13 protein-coding genes are annotated in these 15,676 nt (G+C 69.3%); 3 read left to right on the forward strand and 10 right to left on the reverse strand.

Translation table 11 applies throughout. The features are described from left to right. Positions 1-20: 20 nt before the first annotated feature. Positions 21-1,148, reverse strand: a complete 1,128-nt coding sequence (locus Q0Q47_RS19610) for an iron-containing alcohol dehydrogenase (RefSeq protein WP_293863509.1) — start codon at positions 1,146-1,148, stop codon at positions 21-23. A 511-nt stretch (positions 1,149-1,659) separates the two neighbouring features. On the opposite strand from Q0Q47_RS19610, the gene Q0Q47_RS19615 reads away from it, so the two are divergent. Then, a complete protein-coding gene (locus tag Q0Q47_RS19615; protein WP_293863483.1) occupies positions 1,660-2,352 on the forward strand; it encodes a helix-turn-helix domain-containing protein in 693 nt (230 codons plus the stop codon). A gap of 159 nt (positions 2,353-2,511) precedes the next feature. Here Q0Q47_RS19615 and Q0Q47_RS19620 read toward each other — a convergent pair whose 3' ends face one another. The 9 genes from Q0Q47_RS19620 to Q0Q47_RS19660 all read right to left on the reverse strand — a co-directional run bounded on the left by Q0Q47_RS19620 (position 2,512) and on the right by Q0Q47_RS19660 (position 13,676). Continuing rightward, positions 2,512-3,687, reverse strand: a complete 1,176-nt coding sequence (locus Q0Q47_RS19620) for an iron-containing alcohol dehydrogenase (protein WP_293863485.1) — start codon at positions 3,685-3,687, stop codon at positions 2,512-2,514. Between the two features lie 15 nt (positions 3,688-3,702). Further along, positions 3,703-5,094, reverse strand: coding sequence for an aldehyde dehydrogenase family protein (locus Q0Q47_RS19625; RefSeq protein ID WP_293863487.1), 1,392 nt, complete (start codon positions 5,092-5,094; stop codon positions 3,703-3,705). 19 nt (positions 5,095-5,113) lie between these two features. Beyond that, entirely contained in the window at positions 5,114-6,484 is a 1,371-nt protein-coding gene (locus Q0Q47_RS19630; protein ID WP_293863489.1) for a glutamine synthetase family protein, read from the reverse strand. A 489-nt stretch (positions 6,485-6,973) separates the two neighbouring features. Next, on the reverse strand, positions 6,974-8,281 hold the full coding sequence (locus Q0Q47_RS19635; RefSeq protein WP_293863491.1) for a trehalase family glycosidase: 1,308 nt from the start codon (positions 8,279-8,281) through the stop codon (positions 6,974-6,976). Further along, positions 8,278-9,327 (reverse strand): ABC transporter ATP-binding protein, encoded by a 1,050-nt coding sequence (locus Q0Q47_RS19640; protein ID WP_293863493.1) that lies wholly within the window; start codon positions 9,325-9,327, stop codon positions 8,278-8,280. Before Q0Q47_RS19640 ends, Q0Q47_RS19635 begins: the two co-directional genes overlap by 4 nt. A gap of 12 nt (positions 9,328-9,339) precedes the next feature. Next, positions 9,340-10,146, reverse strand: coding sequence for a carbohydrate ABC transporter permease (locus tag Q0Q47_RS19645; RefSeq protein ID WP_293863495.1), 807 nt, complete (start codon positions 10,144-10,146; stop codon positions 9,340-9,342). Continuing rightward, entirely contained in the window at positions 10,143-10,991 is an 849-nt protein-coding gene (locus Q0Q47_RS19650) for a carbohydrate ABC transporter permease (RefSeq protein ID WP_293863497.1), read from the reverse strand. The genes Q0Q47_RS19645 and Q0Q47_RS19650 overlap by 4 nt, the downstream gene beginning before the upstream one ends. Positions 10,992-11,261: 270 nt before the next feature. Beyond that, entirely contained in the window at positions 11,262-12,563 is a 1,302-nt protein-coding gene (locus Q0Q47_RS19655; RefSeq protein WP_293863499.1) for an extracellular solute-binding protein, read from the reverse strand. A 105-nt stretch (positions 12,564-12,668) separates the two neighbouring features. Further along, positions 12,669-13,676 carry a LacI family DNA-binding transcriptional regulator gene (locus Q0Q47_RS19660; RefSeq protein ID WP_293863501.1) on the reverse strand — a complete coding sequence of 336 codons (1,008 nt, stop codon included), beginning with the start codon at positions 13,674-13,676 and terminating at the stop codon, positions 12,669-12,671. A gap of 247 nt (positions 13,677-13,923) precedes the next feature. Here Q0Q47_RS19660 and Q0Q47_RS19665 point away from each other — a divergent pair, with 247 nt between their 5' ends. Together Q0Q47_RS19665 and Q0Q47_RS19670 are read left to right on the forward strand one after the other, a co-directional pair. Beyond that, on the forward strand, positions 13,924-14,142 hold the full coding sequence (locus tag Q0Q47_RS19665) for a hypothetical protein (protein WP_293863503.1): 219 nt from the start codon (positions 13,924-13,926) through the stop codon (positions 14,140-14,142). 80 nt (positions 14,143-14,222) lie between these two features. Beyond that, positions 14,223-15,452: a cytochrome P450 gene (locus Q0Q47_RS19670; protein WP_293863505.1), complete on the forward strand. Its 1,230-nt coding sequence runs from the start codon at positions 14,223-14,225 to the stop codon at positions 15,450-15,452. Positions 15,453-15,676: the final 224 nt, after the last annotated feature.

Genomic DNA, 15,676 nt, shown 5'->3' on the forward strand with positions numbered 1-15,676 from the left:
GCGGGTCGTCTGGAGCCGCTCTAGAGGCAGGCCCGCATCATGCGCAGATAGTCGGCCGCGACGGCCTTGCGCGGGTTCGTGGGGCTGGTGTGGTCCTTCTCGGCCATCTCCGGCAGGCCGGCGAGATGCTCCTCGCGCACGCCCATGGCGCCGAGACTCGCGGGCAGTCCGATGCGCCGGTTCAGGCCCTCGATCCAGGCGGCGAGATCCGTCGCGGCCGGGAGCCCCAGCGCGGATGCGAGACGCGGATACTTCGCGCCCACGACGCTGGCGTTGAAGCGCAGCACCTCGGGCAGGAGCACCGCGTTCAGCGTACCGTGGTGCAGGCGCAGGGCCTTGAGGCTGCCGAGCGCGTGGCTCATGGCATGGACCGCCCCCAGACCCTTCTGGAACGCCATGGCGCCCTCCATGGCGGCCATCATCATCTCCCAGCGCGCCTCGCGGTCGCTGCCGTCGGCCACGGCGCGCTCCAGCGCCACGCCACAGCGCGCCAGCCCGTCGAGCGCTATGGCATCGGCCGGGGGGTTCACGGCCGGGGCCAGGTAGGTCTCCACGCAGTGGGCGAAGGCATCCATGCCCGTGGCGGCCGTGAGCAGCGGCGGCAGGCCCAGGCTCAGCTCGGGGTCGCAGATGGCCATGCGCGGGAAGAGATAGGGGCTGATGAGGCCGACCTTGCGGCCGTCGTCCAGCACGATGACCGCGGCGCGGCCGACTTCGGCGCCGGTGCCGGCCGTGGTCGGAATGGCGATGACGGGCGGCATGTCGGGGCGGATCCTGGCGACGCCCCCCGCGACGGCGGCATAGCCGCCAAGCGGACCGTCATGGGTCGCCATGAGGCCGACGGCCTTGGCGAGGTCGATCGGAGAGCCTCCGCCGATGGCCACGAGGCCATCGCAGCGCTGGTCGCGGTAGACGGCCAGGGCGGCGCGGGCCGCGGCCTCCGTCGGGTTGGTCTCGACACCGTCGAACACCGGGCCGTCGCGATCGCCCATCGCGGCGCGAGCGCGCGCAGCAAGGCCCGCCGCCACGACGCCGGCGTCCGTGACCAGCAAGGGCCGGGCGATGCCGAACTGCGCCAGCGTGTCCTTCAGCCGGGCCAGGGCCCCGAAGCCGAAGGTGACGTTGGTGAGATAGGAGATGGTGGTGATCGACACGGGATGAGGGCTCCAGGCGAGGCCGACCGAGATCGCCGGCAACCCATCCCGCCTAGAGCCTCGTTTCTCCTGGCGCAAGCGCCGACCATGCTGCAGCGCAGCACCTTCGGGCTTGCGAGCCGGCCCGCGTGGTCCATCGCGCCAGGCTCCCCTCGCCGACGGTCGCGCCGGGCAAGCAGCGACCCCGGCCGCCAAGCACCTCGGCAAGTTCTACGGCTCCGCTCGAGGCAAGCCGAACGCCCAGCCAGGCGCATTGGTTCCATCATATCCAACATTTTTTTTGAAAAATATGTTTCGTTGGCAGTCTTGATAATTGTATTCGCCCGGAAAACGCACCGCTCGTGCTTGCCGCGATCTAATTGAACGCTACTTTGCGAATTCGTATCGTGCGAACAGCGTACTCTTTTCGGTTCAATTCTTGACGGACGCTGCGAATTGGCGTTTAAGCGAATCTGACTTCAAGCGGGCGCGACGTCTGCCCCCCATCGCTTGCGAGCTGGAGTTCATGGACACTGGTACCATCAAGCAGATCGACCTGTTCCGGTCGGTCGACCCATCCACCGTCGAAACCATCGCTGCGCCGAGCTTCCTGCAGAACTTCCCGAGCAACGTCGTGCTGGCGCGGCAGGGCGTTCCGGCCGACTTCCTGTTCGTCCTGATGGACGGCATGGTCGAGATCCGCACGGAGATCGCCGAGCGCCAGCACACGCTGGGCATCCTGGAGCCCACGAGCGTCCTGATGGCTGATGCCGTCGTGACCGACGACATCGTCCTGGCGGAGTGCCGCACCATCGCCGTGTCGCGGCTCGTGATGATTCCCGCCGCCATCGTGCGCTGGGCCATGGAGAGGGACGCCGTGTTCTGCCGGCGCCTGCTGTCGATCACGGCGGAAACCAGCCGCACCTACATGCGCCAGCTGAACGGCCAGAAGCTGCGCAACGGCATCGAGCGCCTGGCCGCATGGGCGCTGGACGAGTGGAAGGTCCAGGGCGAGGGCGAAGCGTTCGAGATGCGGCACTCCAAGCGCGTGCTCGCCAATCTTCTCGGCATGACGCCGGAGAACCTGTCCCGAACGCTGGCGGGCCTGGAGGATTCGGGCCTGCGCTTCAGCGGTCGTCGGGTCGAGGTCTGGAATCCCGACCGCCTGCGCTCCATCGCCGACCTCGATCCGCTGATCGATCGGTCGGTCAGGGGGTAATCCAGCTGGCACCTCCCTCTCCGCGTCATGGCCGGGCAAGCCCGGGCAGGACGGCGGAGAGGTGGTCGCGCGATGGAGACATCAGATCCAACGCCCCACCGGAGATCGATTCACAAGCTCTCGGGATGAGGCGAATGGCAGTGCTCGAGCTGCCGGTCCTCAGGCGAGCGGGCCCGGCCCCACGTTCCCGGCCATGGCCGCGTTGAAGATGCGGCGGGCGCCCTCGTTGGTGAGCTCGACCGGGTTGCCGCCGGCGGTGGGGTCGACCACGGCCATCGCCGCGATCTCATCCAGCCGCGATCCGTCGACCTTCAGGCCGGCCAGCGTGTCGGGCACGCCCACCTCGGCGCGCAGCGCGACGATCCAGGCGAAGAAGGCCTCGAAGGTCGGCTCCAGGCCGAGATAGCCGGCGAGGCGACCGAGCCTGGCCTCCACCGCGCTGCGGTTGAAGGCGAGCACGGCCGGCATGAAGACCGCGTTGGTCATGCCGTGGTGCGTGCCGTAAAGCGCGCCGACCGGGTGCGACAGGGCGTGGATGGCGCCGAGCCCCTTCTGGAAGGCGGTCGCGCCCATGGCGGCGGCCGCCATCATCTGGGCACGGGCCTCGATGTCGGCGCCGTTCTTCACGGCGCGGGGCAGGTAGTCCTTGCACAGGCGCACGCCTTCGGCGGCGATGCCGTCGGCGAGCGGGTGGAAGCCCGGCGCGCAATAGGCCTCCAGGCAGTGGGCGAGCGCGTCCATGCCGGTGCCCGCCGTGATGAAGGCCGGCAGGCCCACCGTCAGCTCTGGATCGCAGATCACGACCTTGGGCATCATCTTCGGATGGAAGATGACCTTCTTGGTGTGCGTCGCCGCGTTGGTGATGACGCCGGCGCGGCCGACTTCCGAGCCCGTGCCGGCCGTGGTCGGCACGGCCACGATCGGCGCGATGCCGTCCGGGTTGGCACGCGTCCACCAGTCGCCGATGTCCTCGAAATCCCACATGGGCCGGGTCTGGCCGGCCATGAAGGCGATGACCTTGCCGGCATCCAGCGCCGAGCCGCCGCCGAAGGCGATGACACCGTCATGCCCGCCGGCGCGATAAACGGCGAGGCCGTCCTCGACGTTGGCGTCGACCGGGTTGGCCTGGACGCGGTCGAACACGGTCGCCGTGAGGCCCGCGTCCTCGAGGACCTTGAGCGCCTTGGCGACGATCGGCAGGCCCGAGAGGCCGGGATCGGTGACGAACAGCGGCTTGGTGATGCCGGCCACCGTGCAGGCCTGGGCGAGTTCGGCGATGCGGCCGGGTCCGAAGCGGACGGCGGTCGGGTAGTTCCAGTTCGAGGTGATCGTCATCGCAGGCTCGCAGGTTCAGAAGGACAGGCGGAGGTGGAAGGACTTCGGGCGCGTGAGCGTCTCGTAGCCGACGCGCGACAGGGTGGCGCCGCGGCCGGTGTCCTTGACGCCGGTCCAGGCCAGCGCCGGGTCGAGGTAGTCGCAGCGGTTCATGAACACGGTGCCGGTCTCGACGTCCGCGCCGATCCGGGCGGCCGCCTCGGCGTCGCTCGTCCAGAGCGAGGCCGTGAGGCCGTAGGGGCTGTCGTTCATGAGGCGGATCGCCTCCGCGTCGTCGGCGACCGGCATGATCCCGACGATCGGGCCGAAGCTCTCCTCGCGCATGATGGACATGGCGTGCGTCACGCCGACGACGATCTGCGGCGCCATGTAGGGCGTGCCCACCTCGTCGTAGGTGAAGTGGTCGGGGTCGAGCAGCGCCTTCGCGCCCATGCCCACCGCCTCGGCGACCTGCCGGCGGCAGAACTCCGCCGCGTCCGCCTTCACCATCGGGCCGAGCGTCGTCATCTCGTCGAGCGGGTTGCCGAGCACGTAGGTCTTGGCCAGCGTGACGCAGCCCTCGACGAACGCGTCGTAGAGGCTGTGGTGCACGTAGATGCGCTCGATGCCGCAGCACGACTGCCCGGAGTTGAAGAAGGCGCCGTCGACGAGGTTCTCCACGGCCTGGGACAGGTCGGCGTCCTCGCGCACATAGGCCGGGTCCTTGCCGCCGAGCTCGAGACCGAGCCCGGTGAAGGTGCCGGCGGCGGCCTCCTCCATGGCACGCCCGCCCGCCACGGACCCGGTGAAGTTCACCTGGTCGACCATGCGGTCGCGGATGATGCCGGCGGTCTGCTCGTGGGTCAGGACCAGCGTCTGGAACAGGCCCTCGGGGAGCCCCGCCGCCTCGAACGCCATCCGGAAGCGCTCGCCGACCAGCAGCGTCTGCGCGGCATGCTTCAGGATCACCGCGTTGCCCGCCATCAGCGCCGGGATCACGGAATTCACGGCGGTGAGGTAGGGGTAGTTCCACGGGGCGATGACGAAGACGACGCCCAACGGATCGCGCGCGATCCAGCGCGAGAACTTTTCTTTCGGCTCGGCCTTCACCGGCGCCAGCGCGTCGGCGGCGATGGCGATCATGTAACGGGCGCGCTCCTCGAAGCCGCGCAGCTCGCCGGCCCCGTAGCGCACCGGGCGGCCCATCTGCCAGGCGAGCTCGGGCACGATCGCGTCGCGCATGCCGAGCATGGCATCGACGGCCTTGGTGCAGAGCGCGGCGCGCTCCTCGATCGGCACGCGGCGCCACGCGGCCTGGGCCTTGCGGGCCGCGGCGAGGGCGGCCGAGACGGCGGCGTGGCTCGCGGCGGGGCGCTCGGCGACGATGCGGCCGTCGACCGGCGAGATGCAGCGGATGGTGATGGTCATGAGGGCAGTCCCGGTCGGTTCAGGAGCGTTCGAAGCCGCGCTTCAACTCCCAGTCGGTGATGCGGCGGTCATACTCGAACTGTTCCCATTCCGCAGCATGGACATAGTGATCGACGACGTTGTCGCCGAAGGCCTTGCGCAGCATGGCCGAGTCCTTGAGCGTCGCGGTGGCGGCGCGCAGGGTCTTGGGGATCTCGCGCAGGCCGTCGCCGACATAGGCGTCGCCCGAGAAGGCGGGTTCGAGCTTCATGCCGCCCTCGATGCCGGCGATGCCCGCCGCCAGCAGGGCCGCGATGGCGAGGTAGGGGTTCAGGTCCGAGCCGCCGATACGGCACTCGGTCCGCAGGCCCTTGGTCCCCTCCCCGCACAGGCGGAAGCCGGCCGTGCGGTTGTCGATGCTCCACACCGCCCGGGTCGGCGCGAAGGTGCCCGCCTGGAAGCGCTTGTAGGAGTTGATGAAGGGAGCCAGGAAATAGGTGATCTCGGCGGCGTGGGCGATCTGGCCGGCGAGGTACTGGCGCATCACCTGCGACATGCCGTGCTCGGCCTGCGGGTCGATGAACAGCGAGCGCTTGCCGTCCTTGTCCCACAGCGACGAGTGGACGTGGCTCGACGAGCCCGCCAGGTCGTAGCGCCACTTGGCCATGAAGGTGACGGCCTTGCCGGCGTTGTAGGCGATCTCCTTGATGCCGTTCTTCAGGATGACGTGGCGGTCGGCCATCTCCAGCGCGTCGGCATAGCGGACGTTGATCTCCTCCTGGCCCGGGCCCCACTCGCCCTTGGAATTCTCGACCGGGATGCCGGCGCCCTGCAGGCCGTTGCGCACGGCCCGCATCACCGGCTCTTCCTTGCTGGTCTGGAAGATGTGGTAGTCCTCGATGTAGTAGCCGGCGGTCTTGGGATCGCGGTAGCCCTTGGCGTGCAGGGCCTCGTAGGTCTCGTCGAAGAGGTAGAATTCGAGCTCGGTCGCCACGAAGGCGCGCATGCCCATGGCCTCGAGGCGGGCCACCTGCTTCTTCAGGATGGCGCGCGGGCTGTGCGGCAGGTCCTGGTGATGGTGATGGTCGAGCACGTCGGCCAGCACCAGCGCGGTCGCGGGCAGCCAGGGAATGACGCGCAGCGTCTCGAGGTCCGGCTTCAGCACGAAGTCGCCGTAGCCCTGCGACCAGCTCGCCGCCGCGTAGCCCGGCACCGGCTCCATGTCGATGTCGTTGGCCAGCAGGTAGTTGCAGCCGTGGGTCTCCTCGTGCGCCGAGTCGAGGAAGTGCTGGGCGTGGAACCGCTTGCCGATGAGCTGCCCGTGCATGTCCGTCATGGCGACGAGCACGGTGTCGATGGTGCCGTCGGCAACGGCCTTGCGAAGCGATTCGAGAGTGAGATTGCCGGCCATTCGTGGTCTCCGCGTGCGCCGGTCCCCGCCCGGCGCGACGCAGGCTAGGCCATCAGGCCCCGCAAAACCACCATGGAGACGACGCTTCCCCGCCCGGATCGGCCGCGGGTGGGGGGGCGGGAGGTTAGTGCTCGCGCCCCTGCCCCCACGCTCCTCACCCTGCGCGGATGTAAATCATTCCGTCAGTGCAGAGCGGCCCCGCTCCGCTCTACCTCTCCCCCTCCGCCGTCATCCTCGGGCTTGGCCCGAGGATCCACGCCTTTGCCGGGGCCATCCCGAAGGCGTGGATGCCCGGGCCAAGCCCGGGCATGACGTGCGGAGGGTGTGAGCCCACTAAAACAAAAAGATTCACGAGCTCCGAGCAGCCCGCGGAGCAGGCGTGTCGAAGCACGCAGACAGGAGCAGCGGAACGGTGGTGCGTCCTTCGACACGCGGCCTTCGGCCGCTGCTCAGGATGGGGACATTGGGGGACTGACCGCGCAGCGGAACTCACCCCGTCACGGCATGCCCCGCATCCGGCCGCGCCAGCCAGGCGAGCCACATGGCGGCCGTCCAGGAGAAGTCGCGCCCGCCGAGCGCGTCGCCCGTGCGCGGGTCAAAGTACTCGCAGAAGCCATGGCGTCCGACGAGCTCGCGCGACTGGGCGGCGATGCGGTCCGCGACGTCCAACCGTCCCGCCGTCGCGAAGCCGTCGACGATCATGCGGTTGACGACGAGCCAGACGGGGCCGCGCCAGTAGCGGTGCGGATCGTAGGTCTCGGCGAAGGGGTCGCTGCTCGGCACCGCGTAGGACGTCACGCTTCCCCAGCGGTCCAGCAAGGCCGCGAGGTGGTCGGCGTCCTCCCGCGTGCCCACCCGTGCGTAGAGGGGCAGGAAGGAGCCCGAGCTGACGCTCGCCGCGAGCTTTCCCGAGCGCAGGTCGAGCGACCGCCAGATGCCGTCGTCGCCGCGCAGCCGGTCGAAGCCCTTGGTCGAGCGCTCGATCCAGCCGGCCAGGGCCGCCGCCTCGTCTGCGAAGCCGAGCAGCGTCGCGAGATGGTGCAGGTCGTGGTCGGCCCGCACGAGGATCGACTGCACGCCCACGTCGCAGACGCGAAGCGACAGCGACCGGGCCACGGCCTTGCCGTCCCAGTGAAGCGCCTTGGCCTCTTCGACGAGGGTCATCACCCGGTTGTAGAAGGCGTCGGTCGGGCGCTCGGATGCGTTGACGTGGGTCTTGTCCTTGCGCAGCGCTGCGACGTCCACCGTGGGCGTGATCGCGGCGAGCGGCGCATCCCATTCCGGCGAATTGTCGCGGCCCGTCTCCCAGGGATGAACGATCGCCACCAGCCCGGTCCCGTCCGGGTCGCGGATCTCGTGCCACCAGCGGTGCGAGGCGACGAGCTTGGGCAGGAGCGCCCGCAGCCGCGCTTCCGCGCGCGCCCGGTCCGGATCGGCCTCGAACACCACGCGGGCTGCGGTGGCGGCGACGGGCGGCTGCGAGATGCCGGTGGTCGGCGGCTCGTGGGTCGTGCCCCAGGCCGACGGGCCGGGATAGTAGTTCGCCGCCGGCTTGTGGAAGACGATGGAGGGGACCATGCCGTCGTCCCACTGGCCCAGGAACAGCGTCTCGAGCTCCTGCCAGGCGCGCTCGATGTCGAGCACGGCGAAGCCCATCGCCACGAAGGCCGAATCCCAGTTCCACTGGAACGGATAGACCTTCTCATTGGGCACGGTGTACCCACCCCGGTCGTTGCGCGCGAGGATGTCGCGGGCGAGGGCGTCGAGCGAGGCGGAGGTGGGGGACGGCGTGGTCATGCGGCGGCATCCAAGGCAAGGCCGCTCGCGGGATCCATGAAGACGACGCGGGCGGGATCGAGGCGCAGGCCGACGACGTCGCCGGCGCGGACCGCGGTGGAGGACGGCGCGACGATGCGGACCACCGCGTCGCCGATCCGGCCCGTGAGAAGAGTGTGCGATCCCATGGGCTCCACGACACGAACCGTCAAGGCCAGGCCGTCCGCGGGGGCGGCGAGCGTCACGTCCTCGCCCCGGAAGCCGAGGATGCGGGCGCCGGAGCCCGGCACCGGGATGCTCTGGCCCCCCAGCGTGACGCGACCGTCCTGCGAGTCGACCGGCAGGAAGTTCATCGGCGGGGAGCCCACGAACCCGCCGACGAAGGTGGTCGCGGGCCGGGCATAGACCTGGGTGGGCGGCGCGATCTGCACGATCTTGCCGCCGTACATGACGGCGATCCGGTCGGCGAGGCCCATGGCCTCGGTCTGGTCGTGGGTGACGTAGACGGTGGTGGTGCCCGCCTCGCGCAGGACGCTCTTCAGTTCGGCGCGCATCTCCAGGCGCAGGAGCGCGTCGAGATTCGACAAGGGCTCGTCCATCAGCAGCACGGCCGGCTCGACGGCGAGCGCGCGCGCCACCGCGACGCGCTGGCGCTGGCCGCCGGACAGCTTGGCCGGATAGCGCTCCAGGTAGGGCTCGATGTGCAGGAGCGCCGCGGCCTTCTTCACCTGCCGGTCGATGACGTCGGCCGGCTTCTTCTGCATCGCGAGGCCAAAGGCGACGTTCTCGTACACGGTCATGTGCGGGAAGACCGCGTAGTTCTGGAACACCATGGCGAGCCCGCGCTCCCAGGGCTTCAGGTCGGACACGTCGCGCCCGCCGATGAGGACGCGCCCCGACGAGCGGCTCTCGAGCCCCGCCATGATGCGCAGGAGCGTGGTCTTGCCGCAGCCCGACGGGCCCAGCAGCGCGACGAACTCGCCGTCGGCGATCTCCAGGGAGACCTCCTGCAGCGCGGTGACGGAGCCGAAGCTCTTGGCGATGCGGTCAATAACGATCCCGGCCATCCCGGCCTCCTTTCACTTGCTGGAGACGCCCCACATGGCGAACAGGTACTTGCGGACGGCGAAGATGAAGAGCACCGACGGCACGATCAGGATGAAGCCGCCGGCGAAGCGGTAGTGCAGCGGGGATTCCGCCAGCACCGTGAGCAGGTAGGCCGTGAGCGTGCGCTCCCGAACCGTCAGCACCGAAGCGGCGAACACCTCGTTCCACGAGATCACGAAGGCGAAGATCGCCGCCGCCGCGATGCCGGGGAGAGCAAGCGGCAGGACGATGCGCCGGAAGGCCTGAAGCCGCGTGCAGCCGAAGACCCAGGCCGCCTCTTCGAGTTCGCGCGGAATGCCCGTGAACAGGCTCGCGGTGACGAGCGCCGCGAACGGCAGGGCGAGCGCGGTGTGGACGAGCGCGACGCCGAGCGGCGTGTCGTAGAGGCCGATGCGGATGAAGGTGACGGTGAGCGGCAGGGCGAGGATGGCGAGCGGAAAAGCGCGCGTCAGCAGCACCAGCAGCCGGAAGGCGTTGGCGCCGCGGAAGCTGAAGCGGGCGAGCGCGTAGCCCGCCGGCGCGCCGAGCGCGATCGAGAACAGCATGGTGAGCCCGGCCGCGATGACCGAGTTCACCGCGGCGTTCCACACGCCCTCGATCTTGACGAAGAGCATCAGCGCGTCGAGCGAGGCGTTCGACGGGACAATCTCCTTGGGCCACTTGAAGGCCCCTGCCCGGCCGCCGAAGGCGCCCAGCGCGATCAGGTAGATCGGCACGAGGACCCAGGCGCAGAGCGCCAGCGTGCCGGAGACGAAGACGAGGCGTCGCGTCGCGGTCATCCCTGCACCTCCGGCTTCACGCGCAGCACCCTCAGCCAGAAGACCGTGGCGGCGAGCGAGATGATCATGATCAGCACCGCGTAGGCGGCGGCGACGCCGTAGTTCTGGTTGTCGCGCTGCCAGGCATAGGCCTCGCCGACGAGGACGGGGAAGTTGCGGCCGCCGAGTGCGTAGACGACAGCGAAGACCTCGAAGGCGAGCACCGTGCGCAGGATCAGGGCGGACTGCAGGCTGGGCTTCAGGAGCGGCAGGGTGATCTTGACGAAGCGCGTCCAGGGGCGGGCGCCGAAGATCTCGGCCGCCTCGGCGAACTCCTTCGGGATGAGCTGCAGACCGCCCACCAGGATGACCAGCACGATGGCCGTGGCGCGCCAGACCTCGGCGAGCACGACGGCGACGAAGAGCGTGACCGGCGTCTCGGAATTGAGCCAGGCCGTCGGGCCCGGGATCAGGCCCATCGCGAAGAGGGCCGAGTTCACGTAGCCGGTGTTCTGCAGCAGCGCGAGCCAGACGAGGCCGGCCGCGAGATCGGAGACGCCGAGCGGGATCGTCCAGACCCACAGCACCACGTCACGGCCGAACGTCATTTTCTGGAGCATCAGCCCCATGGCCAGCGCCAGCGCCACCTGCAGCGGGATGACGGTGAGGACCAGGAGGAAGGTGTTGCGGATCGAGAGCCCGAAATTCAGGTCCCCGACCATCTTGCCGTAATTGCCAAGCCCGAAACCCGCGTCGCCCTGGAAGGACAGGACGATGGTCTGCACCAGCGGCACGAAGAAGAGCACGCCGAGGAACACCATCGCCGGGGCGAGGAGGGCGTAGGGCAGCCATCGTGATTGGGTCATGGCGTGCTCGTGGGTGGCGGTGGAGGGATGCTGCGTCCTTCGACGCGGCCGCTTCGCGGCCTGCTCAGGATGAGGAGGTTTGTGCTGTCAAACGCCAGCGGTCCTCATCCTGAGCAGCGGCCGCAGGCCGCTGTCGAAAGACGCACGATCTCAGTGCGCCCTAGTGCGTGCTTCGTTTTGATGAAAACGCAGCACGCACTCGGTTCCTCGGTGGTCGCATGCTTTTCGCGAAAAGCCGGATTCCACCTTTTCGCAGCATGCTCTAGACGCTCACTTCACCGGGCAGGCGCCGTCGCTGGCCTTGTCCGGGGCCCAGCAGGGCGCCTTGGTGGCGGTCATGATGTCGCGCATCGCGCCGGCCTGGGCGTCGAGCGTGGCCTTGATCGGCTCGTTGCGCAGCACGATGCGCTGGAACGTGTCGAAGTAGACCTTGTTGAACTCGCCGCCCTTGTCGCCGAGGCCGATCGGCAGCAGGGCCACCATCGCGTCCTTGGCGTTCTGGGTCTTGGCGACGCCTTCCGAGAGCAGCTTCACGCCGGCCGGCAGGTCGGCGGGCAGCGTGGCGTTCACGACCGGGAAGAAGCCGAGCTCCTTGGCGACCAGCACCTGCGTCTCGGGCTTGGACAGGTGCTCGATCAGCGCCACCGCGTTGGCGCGGTCCGGCGCGCCCTTGGCGATGCCGAGGCCGGCGACGACGGGCATGTAGGCGCGGCCCTTCGGGCCGGCCGGCGGGGCGACGACCTGGTAGTCCCCGGGCGCCGCGGTGAGCGCGTCCTTCACGCGGGCCACGTGATCCCACGCGATCCACACCTCGCCCGCCATCAGCGGTTCCTGCATGAAGTCGTAGTTGGTGGAGTTCGGGTTCACCGAGGCCCAGACGGCCTTGAAGTCACCCCACATCTTCTCGGCCTCGGCCGAGCGGAATTCCGTCACCATGGAGGCGGTGTAGGACGGGTAGAGATTGCCCTGGAGGAAGCGGGCCATCAGGCCCTTGGGACCCGCCGGGAAGCCGATGCGGCGCTGGCCGGTCTTCTCCTGGATGGCCTTGCCCCAGGCCGCGAGCTGCTCGTAGGTGAGCGCGTTCACGTCGGCGCCGGCGGGCAGGAAGGGCAGAGCGTCCTTCTTCACCACCATGACATAGGTCGCCTGCATCCAGGGGATGTAGAGCTGCTTGCCCGAGCCGAGCTTGCCGAGCTCCATCAGGCCGGCGGGAATGCCGCGCGATGCGACCTTGGCGGCGACATCGTCGATGGCGTCGAGCGCGCCCATCGGGACGAGCGGCTGGAGTTCGCCGTGCAGGGCGCCCACCACGCTGACCGTGTGCTTGTTGGCTTCCACCTCGGCCTTCATGCGGACGGTGAACGGCGACGGCTCGTCGACGACGTAGGTCGTCTTGGGGGCTCCCTTGAGCACCATCTCGCGCACCTTCTGCGCTTCCTCGATGGGACGCAGCTGGGTCGAGAGGAACACGAGGTCCTGGGCGTTGGCGCGGCCGATGCCGCCGGTGGTGGCGATGCCGGCCGTCGTCACCGCGACGGCGGCCAGAAGCGCGTAGCGCAAGCTCTTGGTCATGTACGTCTCCTTGTCGTTCCCTCCCGGCCCCTCCGTGACGCGGCTGCGGCGCCGGGGGCCGCACCACGTTTCGTCTCCAGCCGCGCCGGAGCGCGGTGTCTTCCATCAGCCGCGCGGTGGCGCGGTCGAGGCCCGGTCGACGAAGCGCACCGGGCGAATGCTCTGCAGGACATGCGGATCGGTGCCGGCGATGCGGGCGAGCAGCATCTCGGCCAGCAGTTCGCCCGTTTCGGCGATCGGCAGTTCCATGGTCGTCAGCGGCGGATCGGTGAAGGCCGACGCCGGCAGGTTGTCGTGGCCGACGACAGAGACGTCGGCCGGGATCTCGAGGCCGAGCCGGCGGGCGGCGCGCAGGGCGCCATAGGCGATGCGGTCCGTGGCGCACAGCAGCGCGGTCGGCCGGTCGGGGCGCGCCAGCAGGTCGAGGGCGGCCTCACAGCCCCCCTCCTCGTCGGCCGCGGCCTCGCACTCGATCGGTGGGAGCCCGGCCGCCGCCATGGCGGCGCGGTATCCGTCCCGCCGCAGTCCGGCGAAGGTGAAGGCCGACGGCGCGCCGATCAGCGCGACCCTCCGGTGGCCCAGCCCGAGCAGCCTTTCGCAGGCCTCGCGGAAGGCAGCCGCGCCGTCGCCGTCGACGAACGGGAAGGCCCCGGGCACGTCCGTGCGGCCCATGGTCACGAAAGGAAAGTCCTGTTCCAGCAACCAGCGGATGCGCGCATCGTCGCGGCGGGTACGGACCACGATGAGCCCGTCCGTCCGCCGCCCCTCGACCAGACGCCGGTAGGTCTTGAGCTCTTCCGTGCCGGGCGGCGCGGCGAGCAGCGTGAGGTCGTAACCGTCGCGTGCGAGCCGCTTCCCCAGGGCGGCGAGGAGCTCGATGTAGAGAGGCTCGTTGAACTGCCCGGGCTCCGTCGGGAGCACCATGGTGACCATCTCGGTCGACCCCTTGCGCAGGCGGCGGGCGGCGGCATTGGGCCTGTAGCCAGCCGCCTCGGCGGCGGCCTTCACCCGGCTGCGGGTTGATTCGGCGACGTCGGAATAGCCGTCGAGCGCCCGCGACACCGTCGTGATCGACAGGCCGAGCGACGAGGCGAGATCCTTCAGTGTCGCCATGGGACTCTCCAAAACGTTTTGGAAGATGTCACCTGTCCCACTCTGGGTCAAGTCCGTCCGCTCTCTCGGGAAAGTGTGAAAAATTCGCGCGGCACACTTTCTGCGTGTGTGTTTCCGCACATCGGCCCAGCGCGGGCCGGAGTACATTGATGATCAGCAAGAGTTCGAACAACGAACTCGGATCGACAGGCGAGCGTAAAACGAGTTTGGACGGCCGTCCCGCGACGGCCAACAAGGGACCACCACGATGCCGCATCTCGACGCCCGCGCGCTCGACCAGGACCCGCAAGGCATGGCGGTTCTGCGCGCCGCCATCGCGCCCGAGGCCGTGACGGCCGCCCCCGTCGCGATGGCCACCACCCTCCCTTTTCTGCCGGCGGCGGGTCTCAGCCCGGCCAGGCTCCGGGACCGGATGATCGGCGCGATGCTGCGCCTGCCGCCGGCTCGGACCGCCGCCGCCGTGTGAAGGGCGCCGCCACCGCGGCGCTTGCCTGAAACGGTCCCACAGGGTCAACTCGCATCGGCTTCCCCCGACGGACCCTTGCCGTGCGCTTCGACCACAAGACCCTGAGGGTCGATCTCGACCCGCGTGACCCGCACTTTTTCAACGATCCCTATCCCGCCTACGCGGCGATGCATGCGGCCGGTTCGCCGCTCTTCTTCTGGGATCAGTACGACCACTGGTGTACGGCCTCGTTCGCCCACGTCTCCGCCCTGTTGCGGGACAAGCGCTTCGGGCGGCAGATCCTGCACGTGGCGACCCGCGAGGAACTCGGCTGGCCCGAACCGCCGCCGCACCTCGCGCCGCACACCGCGGTGATGCAGTACGCCCTCCTCGAGGTGGAGCCGCCCGTCCACACCCGGCTGCGGACGCTGGTCAATCGCGCCTTCGTGTCACGGCAGGTCGAGAAGCTGGCGCCGCGCATCGCGGAGATGGCGCATGCGCTCGTCGACGGTTTCGAGCGGGACGGCGCATGCGACCTGCTCGCGCGCTTCTGCACGCCGATTCCTGTCACGGTCATCGCCGAGCTGCTCGGCGTTCCGGTCGAGATGTGCCCTGCCCTGCTCGACTGGTCGCATCGCATGGTGGCGATCCACCAGTTCAGGCGAGACCGCGCTGTCGAGGAGGACGCCGCCGCCGCGACCACCGCCTTCGCGGGCTATCTGCGCGGCCTCCTGGACCAGCGCCTGAAGGAGCCGCGCGACGATCTCGTGACCCATCTCGCCGCGGCATCCGCCAACAGCGACAGGCTCACGGACGAGGAGACGGTCGCGACCTGCATCCAGCTCCTCAACGCGGGGCACGAGGCGACCGTGCATGCCTTCGCCAACGGCATCGCCGGACTTCTCCAGAACGGGATCGACGTGCGTGCCGCGTTCTCCGACGAGAGGTCGCGGGCCCTCGTGGTGGAGGAAATGCTGCGTCACGACGCGCCCCTGCACCTGTTCACGCGCTATGCGCTCGAGGACGTCGAGATCGGTCCCGCCCGCCTGCGCAAGGGCGACAAGATCGGGCTCCTGCTCGGAGGCGCCAACCGCGACCCCAGCCGCTTCGCCGATCCGGACCGCTTCGATCCGCTGCGGGAGGACAATGCCCAGGTGAGCTTCGGCGCCGGCATCCACTTCTGCATCGGCGCGCCGCTGGCCCGCCTCGAGATGCAGGTCGCCCTGCCGATCCTGTTCGAGCGCCTGCCCGGGCTCCGGCTGGCGTCCAAGCCGGCCTACAGGGACACCTACCACTTCCACGGCTTCGAGCGTCTCGACGCCGTGTGGTGAGCGCGGAGGGGTCGTGCGTCCTTCGACACGCAGCCTTCGGCCGCTGCTCAGAGGGTGTGAAACAATTTCAAATGCGGCGTTGCATCTGACTTTTCCAGCGCGCAGCCACCTCTCCGCCGTCCTGCCCGGGCTTGGCCCGGGCATCCACGACTTTGCCGGGGCCACGCGTAATTCGTGGGTGGCCGGGCCAAGTGTACAGACCGGAGACATGGTGAACACTCGTT

The organism is uncultured Alsobacter sp., assembly GCF_945952055.1.
Lineage (GTDB): Bacteria > Pseudomonadota > Alphaproteobacteria > Rhizobiales > Beijerinckiaceae > Alsobacter.

Coding starts and splice junctions, on each gene's coding strand:
- Q0Q47_RS19615 (WP_293863483.1), top strand. CDS start 1,660: ATGGACACTGGTACCATCAAGCAGATCGACCTGTTCCGGTCGGTCGAC.
- Q0Q47_RS19620 (WP_293863485.1), bottom strand. CDS start 3,687: ATGACGATCACCTCGAACTGGAACTACCCGACCGCCGTCCGCTTCGGA.
- Q0Q47_RS19625 (WP_293863487.1), bottom strand. CDS start 5,094: ATGACCATCACCATCCGCTGCATCTCGCCGGTCGACGGCCGCATCGTC.
- Q0Q47_RS19630 (WP_293863489.1), bottom strand. CDS start 6,484: ATGGCCGGCAATCTCACTCTCGAATCGCTTCGCAAGGCCGTTGCCGAC.
- Q0Q47_RS19635 (WP_293863491.1), bottom strand. CDS start 8,281: ATGACCACGCCGTCCCCCACCTCCGCCTCGCTCGACGCCCTCGCCCGC.
- Q0Q47_RS19640 (WP_293863493.1), bottom strand. CDS start 9,327: ATGGCCGGGATCGTTATTGACCGCATCGCCAAGAGCTTCGGCTCCGTC.
- Q0Q47_RS19645 (WP_293863495.1), bottom strand. CDS start 10,146: ATGACCGCGACGCGACGCCTCGTCTTCGTCTCCGGCACGCTGGCGCTC.
- Q0Q47_RS19650 (WP_293863497.1), bottom strand. CDS start 10,991: ATGACCCAATCACGATGGCTGCCCTACGCCCTCCTCGCCCCGGCGATG.
- Q0Q47_RS19655 (WP_293863499.1), bottom strand. CDS start 12,563: ATGACCAAGAGCTTGCGCTACGCGCTTCTGGCCGCCGTCGCGGTGACG.
- Q0Q47_RS19660 (WP_293863501.1), bottom strand. CDS start 13,676: ATGGCGACACTGAAGGATCTCGCCTCGTCGCTCGGCCTGTCGATCACG.
- Q0Q47_RS19665 (WP_293863503.1), top strand. CDS start 13,924: ATGCCGCATCTCGACGCCCGCGCGCTCGACCAGGACCCGCAAGGCATG.